Source organism: Halomonas sp. TG39a, assembly GCF_000744395.1.
GTDB classification, from domain to species: domain Bacteria; phylum Pseudomonadota; class Gammaproteobacteria; order Pseudomonadales; family Halomonadaceae; genus Vreelandella; species Vreelandella ventosae_B.
On the sequence record NZ_JQLV01000001.1, the window covers coordinates 1662723 to 1679376 of the forward strand.

Consider the following 16654-nt stretch of genomic DNA (forward strand, 5'->3'; position numbering starts at 1 on the left):
TTAGAAACGTATGTTTCTATTTCTCTCGTTTAATAGCCCTTCCACGCTTTAGGTTGAAAATTTTTATGTCGACTGACACCGCGGCGATTGCGCAACTGCCGAGTTACCCAACGCTGATTGTTACCCTGCACGATCGTGTTTTAGAAATACGCTTCAATCGACCCCATCGGCTAAACGCGGTGGTGGAGGCGCTGTATACCGATTTAATCGACGTGCTGGCGTTTGCTGATTGGTCGCCAAAGGTGCGCGCCGTTGTGTTAACCGGCGAAGGGCGAGCGTTTTGCGTGGGTGCGGATATGAAAGAGCATGGCGGCGCAGACCGCACGCTTTATCAGCGGCGGCAGTATCTTCAGCTGGGCAACGATGTATGCGACGCCATTCTTCGCCTCAAGAAACCTGTTATCGCGGCAATTAATGGCTACGCCCTCGGGGCGGGGGCTGAAATGGCCGTGGCCTGTGACTTTATCCTTATGGCAGATAACGCCGAGATCGGCTTTCCCGAAACCAGCATTGGCACCTGTGTCGGCGGCGGGGTTTCCAAGCTGCTGCCCCAACTGGTGGGCTTAAGCCAAGCCCGACGGCTGCTGTTTACCGGTGAGAAAATAGCCGGCAAAGAGGCTAAACGCATTAGCCTTGCGCTTGGCCACTATCCCCTGGCGCAGTTAATGCCCGAAGCGCTGGCCTTGGGAGGGCGCTTAGCCCAACAGGCGCCGGTTTCCATGGCGCTGCTTAAGCCGCTGGTAAATCGTGGTGGGCATACCGATCTGGAAAGCCAGCTTCAGCAAGAACTGGATGCCGTCTTTACCTGTTCCACCACCCAGGATTGGCAAGAGGGCGTAGATGCCTTTGCCGAGCGACGAGTGCCGAATTTCAAAGGTCAGTAGCCCCTATTAGCTGGGCTCCTTCACGCTCTCGTATATTAAGTAGGTAACTATCATGAACCCTATTGAAGGCCACCTTCCTTCACGTAGCCCGCTGCACGCTATCTTGGCGCCTCAAAGTATCGCGGTGATCGGTGCCTCTGCTGATCCCACTAAGCGCGGCTACAAAGCCATGGTGGGGCTCATAAAAGGCGGTTATCGCGGTGCGATCTATCCGGTAAACCCCAAAGCCACGATGATTTTAGGCATTAAAGCCTGGTCCTCCATCGCTGCGATTCCTGATACCCCTGCGCTGGCATTGCTGTGTACACCTGCAGTGAGCGTGCCTGGGCTAATTGCCGAATGTGGCCGACAGGGCATTAAAGGTGCGGTGGTGCTTGCCAGCGGTTTTGCGGAGACGGGGCCTGCGGGCGTGTTGCTGGAACAGGCTATGATGGCGCAAGCCCAGGCACACGGCGTGCGTATTATTGGCCCTAATACCTCCGGTATGTTTAACCTTCATCACGCTATTAATTTGCTGGCGCTGGATAACGTTAAACCCGGTGGTATCGGCATTGTGTCGCAATCGGGAAATATGCTGCTTGCGCTGGCGCTTGAGGCGCAACACAACGGCCAGGTGGGCTTTAGCACCTATATAGGCCCCGGTAACCAGAGTGATATTGGCTTTAACGATTATCTGCGCTACTTAGGTGAAGACGAAAATACCCGCGTGGCCACCCTGTATGTGGAGGGCTTTCGCGATGGCCGCAAGTTTTTAGACGTTGCCCGGGAGGTCACGGCAGTAAAACCGGTGGTGGTGTATAAATCCGGCGCTACCGAGCAGGGCCAACAAGCGGCTAGCTCGCATACCGGCGCGCTGGCGGGCAGTTACCAAATGAGCGTGGATCTGCTTCGCCAGGCAGGCGTGAGCGTTGTCCAGTACTCCGATGAAATATTACCCGTGGCAGAAGGCCTGGGATTATTGCAAAAAGCAGCGGGAAAGCGCGTGGCAGTGATTGCCGATGGCGGCGGGCAGGCCACGATTGCGGCTGACCGCTTGGCTGAAGCCGGTCTGGTTCTGGCGGAGCTGGCAGAGAGCACCCGCGCTAAGCTGCGCGAAATTCTGTTCCCACAGGCTTCGACAGCGAACCCTGTCGACGTGGCAGGCTCTTCCGATAGCCATCCTTCACTGCTCGCAATGTGTATGCAGGCTGTGGCGGAAGATGACAACGTTGATAGCCTCTTCCTGGTCGGCATGTTTGGCGGCTACGGCCTGCGCTTTGATGAATCGCTGCACGCGGATGAAATGCGCGGCGCCGAAATGATGATTGAACTCGCCCAAGCTACCCAAAAACCGTTAGTGATTTACAGCCTTTATGCACCGATAAAACCACCCGCATTGCGGCGCTTGCACGCAGCAGGTCTACCCATCTATGCCTCTATTGAGCATGCAGTGCGCGTGTTGGCGGCCTTAGCTGAGCGCGGCGCCTATCTAGCTCAGTACCAACATACTCAAAACGAGCGCACTCCAAACGGACGTGGCGAACGTGCCCATGCTACCAACGCGGCGCCCCGGGTACTCGGGCAACGGTTGATAGATACGGCAAAACTCCAGCAACGAGACTTGCTGGAGTTTGAAGCCAAGGCGCTATTGCTGGAACACGGTATCCAAGTGCCTACCGAGCGCGTCGCTGTTAGCGCCGATGAGCTGACACAGATCGCCGCTGAGTTCGGCCAGCAGCCGCTAGCCATGAAAGTGGTTTCCAGAGATATTTTGCACAAATCTGATGCTGGCGGCGTCATGCTCAACCTTCGCGGTGAAGCCGAACTACGCGCTGCCTATCACACCATAATGGGCGCAGCTCACGCTTATAATGCTCAAGCCAATATAGAAGGCGTGTTAGTCACGCCAATGGCCGAGAAGGGCGTCGAGGTGATCATTGGTATGCTGCGCGACCCAATTTTTGGCCCGGTACTAATGTTTGGGTTGGGCGGTATTTTCGTTGAAGTACTTGAGGATGTAGCGTTTCGCGCATTGCCGATGACGCGCTCGAACGCTGTGTCCATGGTGGCGCAGATTAAAGCCCAGAAGGTCTTAAAGGGTGTTCGCGGCGCTGCGGCGATTGATAACAACGCGTTAGTTGAGCTGTTGATGCGAGTCGCCCACATTGTGGAAGCGTATCCAGCGATCAAGGAGCTGGATTTGAACCCGGTGGTTCTATACCCCGCAGACCATGCCCAACCCTATGCGATTGTCGACGCCCGCATTATTGTCGAGCGTGAGCAGTAAAGACATAGATAGCCTCGCGTTATTCCTCGTATATCACCGCTATACATTAGCTCGGCCTCGCCGGGCTTTTTTGTATTTGGCGGTTTGGCCTTGAAGTGATGTCTTTATAGGCTAGCGTATGCAGGGGCTATACCTGTGTATAGTAAACGTCTAATGTGCAGTAGAAATGTCATGCTGTGGGCGTGGCGTGCATCAACCGTAGGCTGCCCCTATCAAACGGGGGCAAGGGAGTAGGAAAAGGATGTCGGCTGAGGACTTAAGTGTTGAAAGCTCAGGTGCACAGGGCTCTGGGGTTGAGAATTCAGGCATTGAAACGTTAGATCTTGGCTGGTTAACGCTCGCGCCGAGCACGCTGGTGTTTATTGTGCTTGGGCTAACGCTTGCCGCTTTCATATGGGGTCGCTTTCGTTATGACTTAGTAGCGCTGGCGGCGTTGCTGGGTTCGGTCATGCTGGGGCTTGTGCCGGCCGAAAGCGCTTTCGCCGGTTTTGGCCACCCGGCGGTGATTACCGTGGCTGCTGTGCTGGTGCTTAGCCGTGGCTTTGAGCGCTCGGGGGTCGTCGATATCATCGCCAACCAAGTGCTTAAAGTGGGGGAGAACCTGCTGCTCCAACTCTTGGTGCTGGTAGGTACCATTGTTTTGCTGTCGGGCATTATGAATAACGTGGGCGCCCTGGCACTGCTGCTACCGGTGGCTATGCGGCTAGCTCGCGAACATAATACCTCGCCTTCTTTACTGTTGATGCCGCTAGCGTTTGGCTCTTTGCTCGGTGGCCTGACCACCTTGATTGGCACCCCACCCAATATCATTATTTCCAGCTATCGCCGGGAAGTGACGGATGAGGCGTTTAGCATGTTTAGCTTTTCGCCTGTTGGCATTGTGGTAGCGCTGGCGGGGCTGGCGTTTATTGTTTTAGTAGGCTGGCGGTTGACGCCCAAGCGTAGTGGCCAGGCCTCTACCGATGAAATGTTCGATACCGCCAACTATTTAGTCGAATTGAAAGTAGGCGAAGAGTCGAAAGCTAAAGGCTTAACGCTACAGCAGCTGCGCGACGAGTTGGACGAAACTATTCCCGTGTTAGCGGTGGTGCGCGATGACAACCGCCGGGCGGGGTATAACTTCCACGGCGCCTTGGAAGATGGCGATATTCTGCTATTAGAAGCAGGGCCTGATGAACTCCAAATGCTGGAAGACAAAGTGGGGCTTAGCGCGATTGCTGAGCTGGATGAAGAGGCCGAAGCAGATTCAGAAGTGGAAGACGCTGAGCATCCAGCCAGTGACAAAGAGGCAGATAAGGCTAAAAAGAAAGACGCTACACAGGATCAACAGCGTGTGGATACCGAAGGCCTGCAGTTGATCGAGGCCGTGGTGCGCAATGACTCTATGATGATTAACCGCAGCGTGCGAGAGCTACGATTAAACCATCAGTTTGGGCTGCATTTGGTGGCCGTTGCACGGGATGGCGGGCGCCTGAAGCAGCGGTTGCGGGATATCCGCTTTAAGAACGGCGACGTTTTGCTATTGCAGGGCAGTGAAAATGAAATCTCTGACAGCTTGGCCTCGCTGGGCTGCTTACCCCTGGCTAGCCGCGAGTTGCACCTGGGGCAGCCGCGCAAGCTTGCCGTGTCGATTGCCATTTTTGCTTTGGCGATTATGGCCATGCTGTTTGACCTACTCCCGGCCGCAGTGGCCATGAGCGTTGCAGCACTGATTTCGCTGCTGATTGGCGTGTTACCGTTACGCGAAGGGTATCAAGCGATTGATGGCCCTGTGATCGTGCTGCTAGCAGCGATGATACCCGTGGGTGAAGCATTAGAAACCAGCGGTGGTGCGGATTTGATTGCTAACGCGCTGCTTAGCTTTGGCAGCGACTGGCCGGTGGTCGTTACCATGGTCGGGCTGTTTTTACTCTCTATGCTGCTCTCTAACGTGGTCAACAATGCGGCGGCGGCGCTGCTGATGGCGCCTATTGCGGTGAGCTTAGCCAATGGCTTCGATGTCTCACTCGACCCGTTCTTGATGGTGGTGGCTGTCAGCGCTTCCTGTGCGTTTTTAACCCCTATCGGGCACCAATCCAATACGTTGGTGCTAGGGCCGGGCGGTTACCGCTTTGGCGACTATTGGAAGCTGGGCCTGCCGCTTTCGCTTGTGGTACTGATCGTGGCCATGCCAATGATTCTTTTGGTGTGGCCGCTATGATGTGAAATAAACGCTCGGTCTGTCGATTTGGCACCTGCTGAATTGTTTGAAGAGTGCTATTAGATTTCGAAAATTTTGCTAGATTATGTTCAGATATCAATAAAAATCGAACAGGCCGGGCTTATGAATCAACAATTTCGTCAGGATGCCATTGTCGAGCTGGTTCGCCAGCACGGTTACATGAGTATCGAACAGCTCACCGAGCATTTTGCCGTTACACCGCAAACCATTCGTCGCGATTTGAATACCCTGGCCGATGAAGGCCGGGTCCGGCGTGTCCATGGCGGGGTAGGCATTGAGTCAAGCACGGTAAATACCGCTTACAGCACGCGTAAGACGCTCCATCTGGAAGAGAAAGAGCGCATTGCCCGTTGTTTAGCCCAGCACATCCCTAATCACTCCTCACTGTTTATTAATATCGGCACCAGTAATGAAGTGATTGCTCAAGCGTTGTTAGAGCATCAGGGCCTTGAGATTATTACTAACAACCTTAATGTTGCTGCCATCCTGCAGCATAAAGAGGATTTCACTGTGATTATCGCCGGTGGTCAGGTGCGCTCCCGGGACGGCGGCATTATCGGTGAAGCAACGATCGACTTCATCAATCAGTTCAAAGTGGACTACGGCATTATCGGCATCAGTGGTATCGACGAGGATGGCTCGCTGCTGGAGTTTGACTACCAGGAAGTACGCGTTGCACAGGCGATTATTGCTAATTCGCGGCGCATTTATCTGGCGGCAGACTACTCTAAATTTCACCGTAACCCGGTCGTGCGGCAAGGTAATCTGGAGCAGCTGGATGCGTTGTTTACTGACCGCAAACCACCGGAAGCGATCCAGCGGTTGCTCAATCAACACGATGTTGCGCTTTACATCGCCTAGCCTGAGCGTCGCTCGCTGACTTTTCAGACACTCCTTCTATAGTCTCTGTAGCCGTTTCATCCTTGAGCATTTTGGATGGCTGGAGTAGCCTTAGATGATAATAAAGCGAAAGTAAGTATACAAAATCGAAAGACAATACAACAAAGCGAACTCGATATGTCCTCTTTTATACTCGCCATTGATCAAGGCACTACCAGTTCCCGCGCTATTCTGTTCGACCGCCAAGGCCAGGTGGCCGCCGTTGCCCAGCAGGAATTTAAGCAGCACTTTCCCCATGACGGTTGGATTGAGCACGACCCTGAAGATATTTGGGAAACCGTGGTGGCGACCTGCCGGGACGTAATGAGCACCGCTGAGGTTTCCGCCGACCAAATAGCCGGTATCGGCATTACCAATCAGCGGGAAACCACCATTTTATGGGATCGGGAAACCGATAAGCCACTCTATAATGCCATCGTTTGGCAGGATCGACGCACCTCAGATTTGTGCCAGTCGTTGCGCGATAAAGGCCACACTGATGTCGTTCAAGCTAAAACGGGGCTTTTAATTGACCCCTATTTCTCGGCAACGAAACTCGCCTGGATGCTAGACAACGTAGAGGGCGCTCGCGAGCGCGCTGAGCAGGGCGAATTGGCCTTTGGGACGGTGGATAGCTTTTTAATCTGGCGGCTGACGGGTGGCCAGCAGCACGTTACCGATGCCACCAACGCTTCACGCACGGCGCTGTTTAATATCCATACCCAAGAGTGGGATGAAGAGCTGCTGGAGTTATTTAATATACCCGCCAATCTTATGCCTGAAGTGAAAGACTCCAGCGATGATTTTGGCACTACCGAGGCGCACTGGCTGGGCGCCGCGCTGCCCATTGCCGGTGTGGCAGGCGACCAGCAGGCGGCTTTGGTGGGGCAGGCGTGCTTTCAGCCGGGGATGGGTAAGAGTACCTATGGCACCGGCTGTTTTATGATAGTGAATACCGGTGAAACGCCGTCGCTATCGCGTAATCGCCTGCTGACTACTATTGGCTACCGGCTAAACGGCAAGCCGACCTACGCCATGGAGGGTAGTATTTTTGTGGCTGGGGCGACGGTGCAGTGGTTGCGCGATGGTCTGAACCTGTTTGCCGACGCATCGGAAACCGAAGCCTTGGCCCAGCAGACCCGTAGCGGCCACAGTGTTTATTTGGTGCCCGCTTTTACCGGCTTAGGTGCTCCCCACTGGGACCCGAAAGCACGTGGCGCCATTTTTGGTTTAACCCGTGATACCGGCATTGCTGAAATAGTCGCTGCGGGCCTGCAAGCGGTGTGCTATCAAACCCGCGATTTACAGCACTGTATGAACGACGATATGGAGGCCCCACCGGGCACTTTGCGCGTCGACGGTGGCATGGTGAAGAACAGCTGGGTGATGCAGTTTCTGGCCGATATGCTGGGTGTCCAGGTGGATCGCCCCACGATTTTGGAGACCACCGCGCTGGGCGCTGCTTACCTAGCCGGGCTACGTTTAGGTTGGTATCAAACGCTGGAAGAGATCGAGCAGCTGTGGCGCTGTGAGAAAAGCTTTATGCCGACGATGGAGGAGGCCACCCGGGAGCAGCTTTATCAAGGCTGGCTAGACGCCGTTTCGCGCGTTCGCTCTACTCCTTAGCCCCCCCTACTTAAGCACACTATCGCTTTGCGCTAGCGATTTCTTATAATGCGGCGGCCAATTAAGCAATTGGCCGCCTTTCTTCGCTTTTAGCGCCCCTCATGAAAGTCTTTAACACACTTAACCGCCAATAAGCGGTTATGTAGTCGAGTTACAACCACCCCTGCGGCCAATGACGCATTGTGGGCATAGCTCCCGTGAACCATAGTAAAGCCATGGATCAGGAGGGCGCTTCGTTATCCCGAATCACTGAACTGATCCCTGCTACAGAACCATAGCGCTTCAGTATTACCCAAGCGCTAAAGGCGAAGGTCTTGCAAAGCTTGTGACCGTTTCGCAGTTACCGAACTGGGCACTTACCCGGCCCAGCATGAGTAGCAACGTCACCATACGTCGTTAATTAAGATGGCTGCATTTAAACCGATAGGCGGTTAGGCAGCGGATGACCATACCATGAGGTATTACTAATGAACTGCATCGAATTGAGCCAACAAGCCGACAGCATCGCCAGCTCCTTCAGCAAGCAAGATCTCGCCAGACTCGTTGTGGCGTTGAAGGGCAACCGTGAATCACTGCAGCATGCCGTTGAGGTTATCGACACCGTGGACAGCCGCGCAGGCTGCACAGTGGAAGAAGCCTGGGATGAAGTGCTCTCAGGGGATTCTCAACTGCGCATTGAAGATGAAGAGTAGGGCACGACTTACTGAACGATTATTTGATGAGCTTGTTTGATAATAGCGTTTAATGAATAAGTCATCGTCAGCCCCCTCATTTAGGTGAGGGGGCTTTTTTATCTTAAAGCGCTGACGCTGAAGTCGGCGGTAGCGCCGTATCGCGGTTTTGTTCAAAGTACTGATTAAATCGCGCTTCAGCATTGTTGCCAAAGAGAACTCGACACGCTTCTTTTAAGCCGGTGGAGTGGCGTAACTGCTCGTGCGGTACCACCAGTGAGACTTTGGCACGGCGGCGCAGGAAATCCTCAAGCTGGGTGATCATTTCGTGGTCGCGGGCATGCTCAATCTCACAGCGGATATACTCAGTGCCTTCAATTAAGATTTCGCCCTGAGCGGGATCCTGACGAATTTTCTCAAGCATCTGGATGGCTTGATCAGCGTAGCGCCGCCACAGCCGAGTAGAGAGCAGCTCCGATGAGGTAGAAGCGGTCATGGCATCCAGGTTCATACGCTTGGCTTGATCCATAAACTGCTGTTTCACGGGCTTGGGTGGTTCGCCGTACCACTGAAAGTCGGGGTCTGAAAGGGAAACGCCTAGGCGGCTCATTTCTTCGGCAATCTCATCGCCAACGTTCAAACAGTCGGTGAGCTTGCCGCCAAAGATGCTGATATGGGCGCTTTCGGTATTGGTATCGACCACGTGCTTGCGCGATAGCTGAAGAAAGTCACGGTCGCTACCCTGATCATCTTTGATGGCTAACGGCCGTACGCCGCAGCGCGTTGAGATAATGTCGTCCTGGGTGAGCGGTTTATCTAAAGTGAGCCGCTTATTGATATTTTCCAGCACAAAGGTGATATCGTCAGCGGTAACGTCTACCTCAGGGTGCTCCATATGGGTATCGGTGGTGCCGATACAGGTTCGATTACCCATGGGAATGACGAAGAACAGCCTTCCATCGTCGGCAAAAAATGCCAACACCCGCTGAGAGTCGGTTAGCTGTGGAACAATGAGGTGAATGCCCTTGGAGTAGAGGTGATGATGGGTGGTTTTCTGGCCGGTCAGCTCGTTATGTTGATCTACCCAAGGGCCTGCGGCGTTGATCAACACTTTGGCACGGATATCGAAGGTGCTGCCATCCATCACGTTGCGCGCTTTGGTTACCCATAGGTCGCCGTCACGCTCGGCACCGAGTGATTCAACATAGTTGGCGGCAATTGCTCCATAGTTGAGCGCATGACGGACAAAGTTGAAAACAAACCGGGCGTCGTTGTCGTGGAGGTAGGCGTCGGAGTATTCGAAGCCACCAACGGCGCCCTCAACATCAATAATCGGCTCTTGCTGCTTAATCTTGTTCGGCGTGAGCAGGCGCGGCAATTTGGTAAAGCCGTTGCCCATCAGCCAGTAAAGCCAGGTGCCCGCCCACAGGTAGCGTGGTGAGTGGCGGAAACCTTTTGAAATAGTGGTCAGGAAGCGAATCTCCTGTACCGTAGAAGGGTAGCTCTTTATTAAGTGGTTGCGGCTTTTGCACAGTTTGCGAACCAGCGCAAAATCCTTACTTTCCATGTACTTAATGCCTCCCCATACTAGGTTGGAGGAGTGCATGCTGGTGCTGCCAGCAAAGTCGCCGCGATCAATCAACGCGACTTTGGCTCCTTTACCCGCCAGCGCCGCTGCGGTGGCTGCGCCATTAATACCGCCCCCGATAATCAGGGCATCAAAGGTCTCGGTAGGTAATTTTTCGATGTTTCGATTTCGCAGTTTCATAGCGGATCCAATTAACAAATAAATAGCCCTATTGCAGTGGGGGTTTTCTCTTGTGCTATGGCCTGCCGCCAATGAAACCCTTGCAGGGCGGTTGCCCACCCTGCAAGCGTTACGCGTGGTTACTCTTGGCGCGTACCGGCTTCCATCCAGGCTTCCATCATTTCGTCATAAGGAACGGTGGTGCCTTGGGGCATTTCATTATCTAGCTTGGGTTTGGGTGAGCCTTCTTGATCCAACCAGACTTGCGGATCCTGCTCTTCGTTGAGCACGGGCGCATAACTGTCGAAGACGTTGGCCCGAGCCAAGCGGTTCATCGTGCTGTCCATATCCGCCGCCAGTTTATCGAGACCTTCCTGAGGCGTGACTTCACCGCTCATAACAGGCGCTAGGTTCTGCCACCACAGGGGGGCCATGCGCGGATAGTCGGGTACGTTGGTACCGGTAGGCGTCCAGTTCGACTCGTTGGGGCTGCGGTAAAACTCAACTAAGCCACCCAGCTTCGGCGCCATCTCGGTCATCTGCTCAGAAAAGATGTCAGATTCACGAATCGGCGTTAGACCGTGCATGAGTTTTTCCAGCGACACCGTTTTAGACACGGTGAACTGGCCGAACAGCCACGCTGCGGTGCGACGATCTTCTGGCGTTGAGTCAAAGAACGTCCATGCACCCACGTCCTGATAACCAACTTTCATACCTTCTTCCCAGTAAGGGCCGGTGGGGGAAGGTGCCATGCGCCACAGCGGATTACCCTCGTCATCGGTCACTGCGACCGCAGGGTCAGTCATGTCGGCGGTAAAGGCGGTATACCAGAAAATTTGCTGAGCAATATGTCCTTGTGCAGGCACGGGTCCCGCTTCACCAAAGGTCATGCCCTGGGCTTCTTCAGGGGCATAGTCACGCAGCCAATCGACGGCTTTTTGCATTGCAAATACTGAGGCCGGTGAGTTGGTAGCACCACCTCGACTTACGCTTGCGCCAACAGGCTGGCTATCTTCATTGACACGGATACCCCAGTCATCCACCGGATTGCCGGAAGGTACGCCGGGGCTGCCCATGCCTGCCATGGAGAGCCAGGAGTCGTGGAAACGCCAGCCCAGCGACGGATCTCGGCGGCCGTAATCCATGTGGCCATACACCTTGGTGCCGTCTATCTCACCCACATGTTCGGAAAAGAACTCGGCGATGTCTTGATAGGCCGTCCAGTTAGTGGGCACCCCTAAGTCATAGCCGTAAATCTCCCGGAACTGCTCCTGCAGGTCTTCGCGCTGGAACCAGTCATAGCGGAACCAGTAAAGGTTAGCGAACTGTTGAGTGGGCAGTTGATAGAGGCTGCCGTCTGGCCCAGTGCCGTACTGCAGGCCAATAAAGTCATCTAGATCCAGCGTTGGCAGAGTGTAGTCGGCCCACTCGTTCTCCATTGCTTCAGACAGGTTGATGGTGGTGCCGTAACGGATATGCGTGCCGATGGAGTCGGTATCGTTGACGAAGCCGTCGTAGATACTGTTCCCCGACTGCATCTGGTTCTGCATGGTATCGACAACATCGCCTTCACCGATGATGTTATGGGTCAGATTGATACCGGTAAGCTCGCTAAAGGCTTCCGCCAACACTTCACTTTCATAAACGTGGGTAGTGAGACCTTCGGCGACGGTTTGAATATCCATGTCGCGGAACGGCTCAGCGGCTTTGGCAAACCACATCAGCTCTTCGATCTGCTCTTCGCGGCTTAGCGTTGAGTTTTGGAAGTGCTCATCGACCAAGCGTTCAGCGATGGCGCGGGTATCCTCTTCCTGCGCTGACAGCGTACCCGATGCCAGCAGCAAGCTGGCGGCGAGGGTAGTCAGTTTGAACTTAGTCAGTTTGGATTTATTGTAGCGCTTTTGCATGTTGACCTCGTTTTGTTGTGTTCTTCCTTGATGGCTTGGCCGTCCTTGATACCGATTAAACGCTGGTGGCATTTCCCCAAGGGCTATCCCCAGCGCATTAAAACCAGCAGCCATACGGCTGATACTGCTAGTGCTATCCAAATGGAGAGTGAGGTGAAGCCAATCACACCCAGGTGGATAAAGGCCGCTGAGAGCAGGCCGATAAACAGCCGGTCTCCGCGGGTGGTGGCAATGGGTAAAAACCCTTTGCGCTCGATTGTGGGCGACAAAATCTCCCACACCGTCATACCTGCCAGCATGGCCGCAATTGATGAAAAGAATATGGCGGTGGGCACTGTCCATACCATCCAAGACATAGTGAGATCTCCTCAGGTACGGCCCAGGGCAAAGCCCTTGGCGATATGGTTACGAACGAAGTAGACCACCAGAATACCGGGAATGATGGTGAGTACACCGGCGGCGGCCAAAGTGCCCCAGTCAATCCCAGAAGCAGTCGATGTGCGCGTCATGATCATGCCAATGGGCTGGGCGTCAGTGGCTGTCAACGTGCGGGCCAGCAACAGCTCCACCCAGGAGAACATGAACAGGAAGAACAGCGTGACGCCAATACCTGAGCGGATCATGGGGATAAAAATCTTGACGAAAAAGCGCGGAAAGCTATAGCCGTCGATATAAGCGGTTTCATCGATCTCTTTAGGCACGCTGCTCATAAAGCCCTCCAAAATCCAGATAGCCAGCGGGATATTGAACAGGCAGTGAGCCAGCGCGACGGCGATGTGGGTATCGAACAGGCCTACCGAGTAGTAGAGCTGGAAGTAGGGCAGCAGGAACACCGCGGGCGGTGCCATTAGGTTGGTCAACAGCCAGAAAAATAGATGCTTGTCGCCAATAAAGGTGTAGCGGCTAAAGGCGTAGGCGGCGGGTAGCGCGACGCAGATGGTGATGAGCATATTCATCGCCACGTAGAGCATCGAGTTGACGTAGCCCATGTACCAGCTTGAGTTGGTGAAAATGCCGATGTAGTTATCAAAAGTAATGTTCTGGGGCCACAACGTCATCGAGCCGAGAATTTCGCTATTGGTCTGTAGCGACATATTGATCAGCCAGTAAATGGGCAGAATCATCAGAGCCAGATACAGGCCAAGCAAGAGACGCGAGCGCCAGTGTGCACGGGCGGTGCGGTTACGCCGCTTGGCCGGTGACACCTTGCTAAAAATCGTGTTGTACTTTTCACCGCGCTGGGTGTTTTCGAGTTGATAGCTCATGTTAAGCACCTCCATGCGGCGGTTTGTCTTTCTGCATATTCATAATGGTGGTGTAGAACACCCAACTCACCAGCAGAATCACCAGGAAGTAGATAAGCGAGAACGCTGCAGAAGGGCCTAAGTCCTGTTGGCCGACCGCCATGGTGGTCAAGGATTGGCTTAAGAAGGTGGTTGCACTGCCTGGCCCGCCACCCGTCAATACAAAGGGCTCGGCGTAGATCATAAAGGAGTGCATAAAGCGCAACAGTACGGCGATAACCAGTACGTTGGTAAGCTTAGGCAGCTGGATATAGCGGAACACAGCCCATTTCGAGGCCCGGTCGATACGCGCTGCCTGATAGTAAGCTTCGGGAATCGAGCGCAGGCCGCTATAGCACAGCATGGCCACCAGCGGCGTCCAGTGCCAAACGTCCATTAAAATGATGGTTACCCAGGCATCGCCCGCATTGCGGGTAATATTGTATTCGACGCCTAATTCGCGCAGACCCCAGCCCATTAAGCCGATATCGCCACGGGTAAAGATTTGCCAAATACTGCCCACCACGTTCCAAGGGATTAGTAGCGGGAGGGTAATCAGGATCAACACCGCCGAGGCCTGCCAGCCGCGTTTGGGCATAATGAGCGCGATGCCAATCCCTAGCGGAATCTGAATAGCCAGAATAATCAGCGAGAACGAAATTTGGCGCAGAAACGCTGCCTGCAGCGCGTCGTCGTTGAGCATGCTTTGAAACCACTCAGTGCCGGTAAAAAAGCGTGCGTTCGGCCCGAGCACGTCCTGCACCGAGTAGTTGACCACGGTCATTAGTGGAATGATGGCAGAGAAGGCTACCAACACCAGCATGGGAAGCACCAGTAGCCAGGCTCTGTTATTGGGTACTTTGTTATTCATGGCCAGCCTCCACCAGATATTCATCGATATATAGCGCTACATGGGCAGCATCGAAGTGCGCAAACGCCGCTTCACTCACCGGTGAGTGTCCTTCAGGCAGGCGGGCTTTAAAGGTTTGCTCGTTGAGCTTGAAGGTCAGCAGGGAGTAGGTGCCCAGGTCTTGCACGCTAATTACTTGAATCGGCACGCTGTTGGCTGAAGAGCTTGAGGAAATCGCAATAAACTCGGGGCGAATACCTAGCTTGATATTGGCTGAGCTAGCGTTGGCGACGGCGTGCTTCATGTGCTCGCTAACCGGTAGCGGCTGTGCGCCGAACATTACCTGATCGTCGCGGTGTTCGACGGCCATAAAATTCATGCCGGGGCTGCCAATAAAGTAACCTACAAAAGTATGCGCCGGGCGCTCAAACAGCTCTCGCGGGGTGCCAAACTGCACCACCTGACCTTCATACATCACAGCAATTTTATCGGCGAAGGTAGAGGCTTCTAACTGATCGTGGGTCACGTAGATCATGGTGATGTTAAAGCGCTCGTGAATCTCTTTGAGCTTGCGGCGAAGCTTCCACTTAAGCTGCGGGTCGATAACGGTTAGCGGTTCATCAAACAAAATGGCCGTGACGTCATCGCGCACCAAACCACGGCCCATGGAGACTTTCTGCTTCTCATCGGCGGTTAGGTTTTTGGCTTTGCGATCTAACAGCGGGGTTAGCTCAAGAATATCGGCGACTTCGAGCACCTTGGGTTTCACCCGGTACTCGGGGGTGTTCATATTGCGCAGGGGGAAGGCGAGATTGTCAAACACCGTCATGGTGTCGTAGATCACCGGGAACTGAAACACCTGGGCAATATTGCGCTCTTCCGGCGGCAGCTCGTTCACTCGCTGATCGTCGAAAAGTACCTCACCCTCCGACGGCTCCAGCAGGCCAGAGATAATGTTCAGCAGGGTCGATTTACCGCAGCCCGATGGGCCCAGCAGCGCATAGGCGCCACCCTGGTGCCATACGTGATCCATCTGCCGGATGGCGTAATCCGCCGCGCCCTTGGGCGTTTTCTCATAGGAGTGCGCCAAGCCTTTTAAGGTGATCTCAGCCATGGGCAGCTCCTCCCTGACGCGCAGGAATATGTACCGTATGGCCCTGCTTGTCAAAGGCGTAAAGTTGGTGGGTAGGGAAGTACACTTTCAAGGGTTGATTAACACTAAACTGGTGAATGCCTGCTAAGTGCAGAACGAGAGGAAAGCGTTCGTGATGAACATGCAGGAAGGTTTCTGAACCGCTGATTTCTGCTACATCTACATGCACATCCAGCGCCAGGTCATCGGTCTGCTGGGGTTGCAGAGTAAGGTGCGACGCCCGCACGCCAAAGTCGTAATCCCCGGGTTTAAGGCGCTTTAGGTCATCATCGCAGGGGAAATGCAGCGATTGGTCGAAGGTGATTTCGTTTTCGGTAAGCTGACCGGGAACAATATTGATCGGTGGCTCGGAGAACATTTCGGCGCTAAAGCGGCCATTAGGCTCGCGATAGACCTGCTCGGTAGGGCCGTATTGAAGCAGTTTCCCTTCATGGAGTACCGCCGTGTTGCCCCCCAGCGCTAGCGCTTCATTGGGCTCGGTGGTGGCGTATACGGCGATGCAGTTACGCGCTTTAAACAGCTCGCGCAGTTCATCGCGCAGCTCTTCGCGGAGTTTGTAATCCAGGTTGACCAGCGGCTCATCAAACAGAATCAAATCGGCGTCTTTGACCAGTGCCCGCCCCATGGCAGTGCGCTGCTGTTGGCCGCCGGAGAGCTCCTGGGGGTAACGATTAAGTAGCTGCTCGATATGCAGCATTTCAGCGATTTCGCCAACCCGCTTATCAATTTCGTGTTTAGGCTGCTTGGCCAGTTTGAGAGGGGAGGCAATGTTGTCGTAAACGGTAAGGCTGGGGTAGTTAATAAACTGCTGGTACACCATGGAGACATTGCGTTTACGCACTGAGACGTTCGTTACGTCTTTGCCATCCATAATCACTTTGCCGCGGGTGGGTGGCTCCAGCCCCGCCATTAAGCGCATCAACGTGGTTTTCCCGGCCAGCGTTCGACCCAACAGTACGTTGAAAGAGCCTGGCTCAAGGGCCAAGTCTATTCCGCTGATATGCGGCACACCGTTAACGATGTGATCGATATTTTGCAAATGTAAGGACATGCCGATCTCGCTAGCGTCATTGTTGTTGGAAAGTTTTGTAGATTTATTGAATAGTGCAGATCGTTTTCGTTTACGAAAGGCTAGTTGATCGTTTGCGAACTTGCAACGCGTTTTTG

At 54.1% G+C, this 16654-nt stretch carries 13 protein-coding genes; 6 read left to right on the forward strand and 7 right to left on the reverse strand.

What is annotated here, in order from left to right; translation table 11 throughout:
- Positions 1 to 65: 65 nt before the first annotated feature.
- The 6 genes from U738_RS07300 to U738_RS07325 all read left to right on the forward strand — a co-directional run bounded on the left by U738_RS07300 (position 66) and on the right by U738_RS07325 (position 8568).
- Positions 66 to 884: an enoyl-CoA hydratase/isomerase family protein gene (locus U738_RS07300; protein ID WP_050713534.1), complete on the forward strand. Its 819-nt coding sequence runs from the start codon at positions 66 to 68 to the stop codon at positions 882 to 884.
- A 52-nt stretch (positions 885 to 936) separates the two neighbouring features.
- Positions 937 to 3150 carry an acetate--CoA ligase family protein gene (locus tag U738_RS07305; protein WP_035578817.1) on the forward strand — a complete coding sequence of 738 codons (2214 nt, stop codon included), beginning with the start codon at positions 937 to 939 and terminating at the stop codon, positions 3148 to 3150.
- A 241-nt stretch (positions 3151 to 3391) separates the two neighbouring features.
- Positions 3392 to 5350: an SLC13 family permease gene (locus U738_RS07310; protein WP_035578821.1), complete on the forward strand. Its 1959-nt coding sequence runs from the start codon at positions 3392 to 3394 to the stop codon at positions 5348 to 5350.
- A gap of 123 nt (positions 5351 to 5473) precedes the next feature.
- A complete protein-coding gene (locus U738_RS07315; protein ID WP_035578823.1) occupies positions 5474 to 6232 on the forward strand; it encodes a DeoR/GlpR family transcriptional regulator in 759 nt (252 codons plus the stop codon).
- Between the two features lie 156 nt (positions 6233 to 6388).
- On the forward strand, positions 6389 to 7876 hold the full coding sequence (gene glpK / locus U738_RS07320; protein WP_035578826.1) for a glycerol kinase GlpK: 1488 nt from the start codon (positions 6389 to 6391) through the stop codon (positions 7874 to 7876).
- A gap of 467 nt (positions 7877 to 8343) precedes the next feature.
- The gene (locus U738_RS07325) at positions 8344 to 8568 is read left to right on the forward strand and encodes a hypothetical protein (RefSeq protein WP_035578829.1); all 225 of its coding nucleotides are present in this window, start codon (positions 8344 to 8346) and stop codon (positions 8566 to 8568) included.
- Positions 8569 to 8671: 103 nt separating this feature from the next.
- On the opposite strand, the gene U738_RS07330 is transcribed toward U738_RS07325, so the two are convergent.
- The 7 genes from U738_RS07330 to U738_RS07360 form a co-directional block, all read right to left on the reverse strand.
- A complete protein-coding gene (locus tag U738_RS07330) occupies positions 8672 to 10315 on the reverse strand; it encodes a glycerol-3-phosphate dehydrogenase/oxidase (protein WP_035578832.1) in 1644 nt (547 codons plus the stop codon).
- Positions 10316 to 10434: 119 nt separating this feature from the next.
- A complete protein-coding gene (locus U738_RS07335) occupies positions 10435 to 12201 on the reverse strand; it encodes an ABC transporter substrate-binding protein (RefSeq protein WP_035578835.1) in 1767 nt (588 codons plus the stop codon).
- Between the two features lie 83 nt (positions 12202 to 12284).
- Positions 12285 to 12557 carry a DUF2160 domain-containing protein gene (locus U738_RS07340; protein WP_035578838.1) on the reverse strand — a complete coding sequence of 91 codons (273 nt, stop codon included), beginning with the start codon at positions 12555 to 12557 and terminating at the stop codon, positions 12285 to 12287.
- 12 nt (positions 12558 to 12569) lie between these two features.
- Positions 12570 to 13466 carry a carbohydrate ABC transporter permease gene (locus U738_RS07345; protein ID WP_035578841.1) on the reverse strand — a complete coding sequence of 299 codons (897 nt, stop codon included), beginning with the start codon at positions 13464 to 13466 and terminating at the stop codon, positions 12570 to 12572.
- Between the two features lies 1 nt (position 13467).
- A complete protein-coding gene (locus U738_RS07350) occupies positions 13468 to 14355 on the reverse strand; it encodes a carbohydrate ABC transporter permease (RefSeq protein WP_035578844.1) in 888 nt (295 codons plus the stop codon).
- Complete coding sequence (locus tag U738_RS07355; RefSeq protein ID WP_035578847.1) at positions 14348 to 15448, reverse strand: ABC transporter ATP-binding protein; 1101 nt, start codon at positions 15446 to 15448, stop codon at positions 14348 to 14350. Before U738_RS07355 ends, U738_RS07350 begins: the two co-directional genes overlap by 8 nt.
- A complete protein-coding gene (locus U738_RS07360; RefSeq protein ID WP_035578850.1) occupies positions 15441 to 16538 on the reverse strand; it encodes an ABC transporter ATP-binding protein in 1098 nt (365 codons plus the stop codon). Before U738_RS07360 ends, U738_RS07355 begins: the two co-directional genes overlap by 8 nt.
- Between the last annotated feature and the right edge of the window lie 116 nt (positions 16539 to 16654).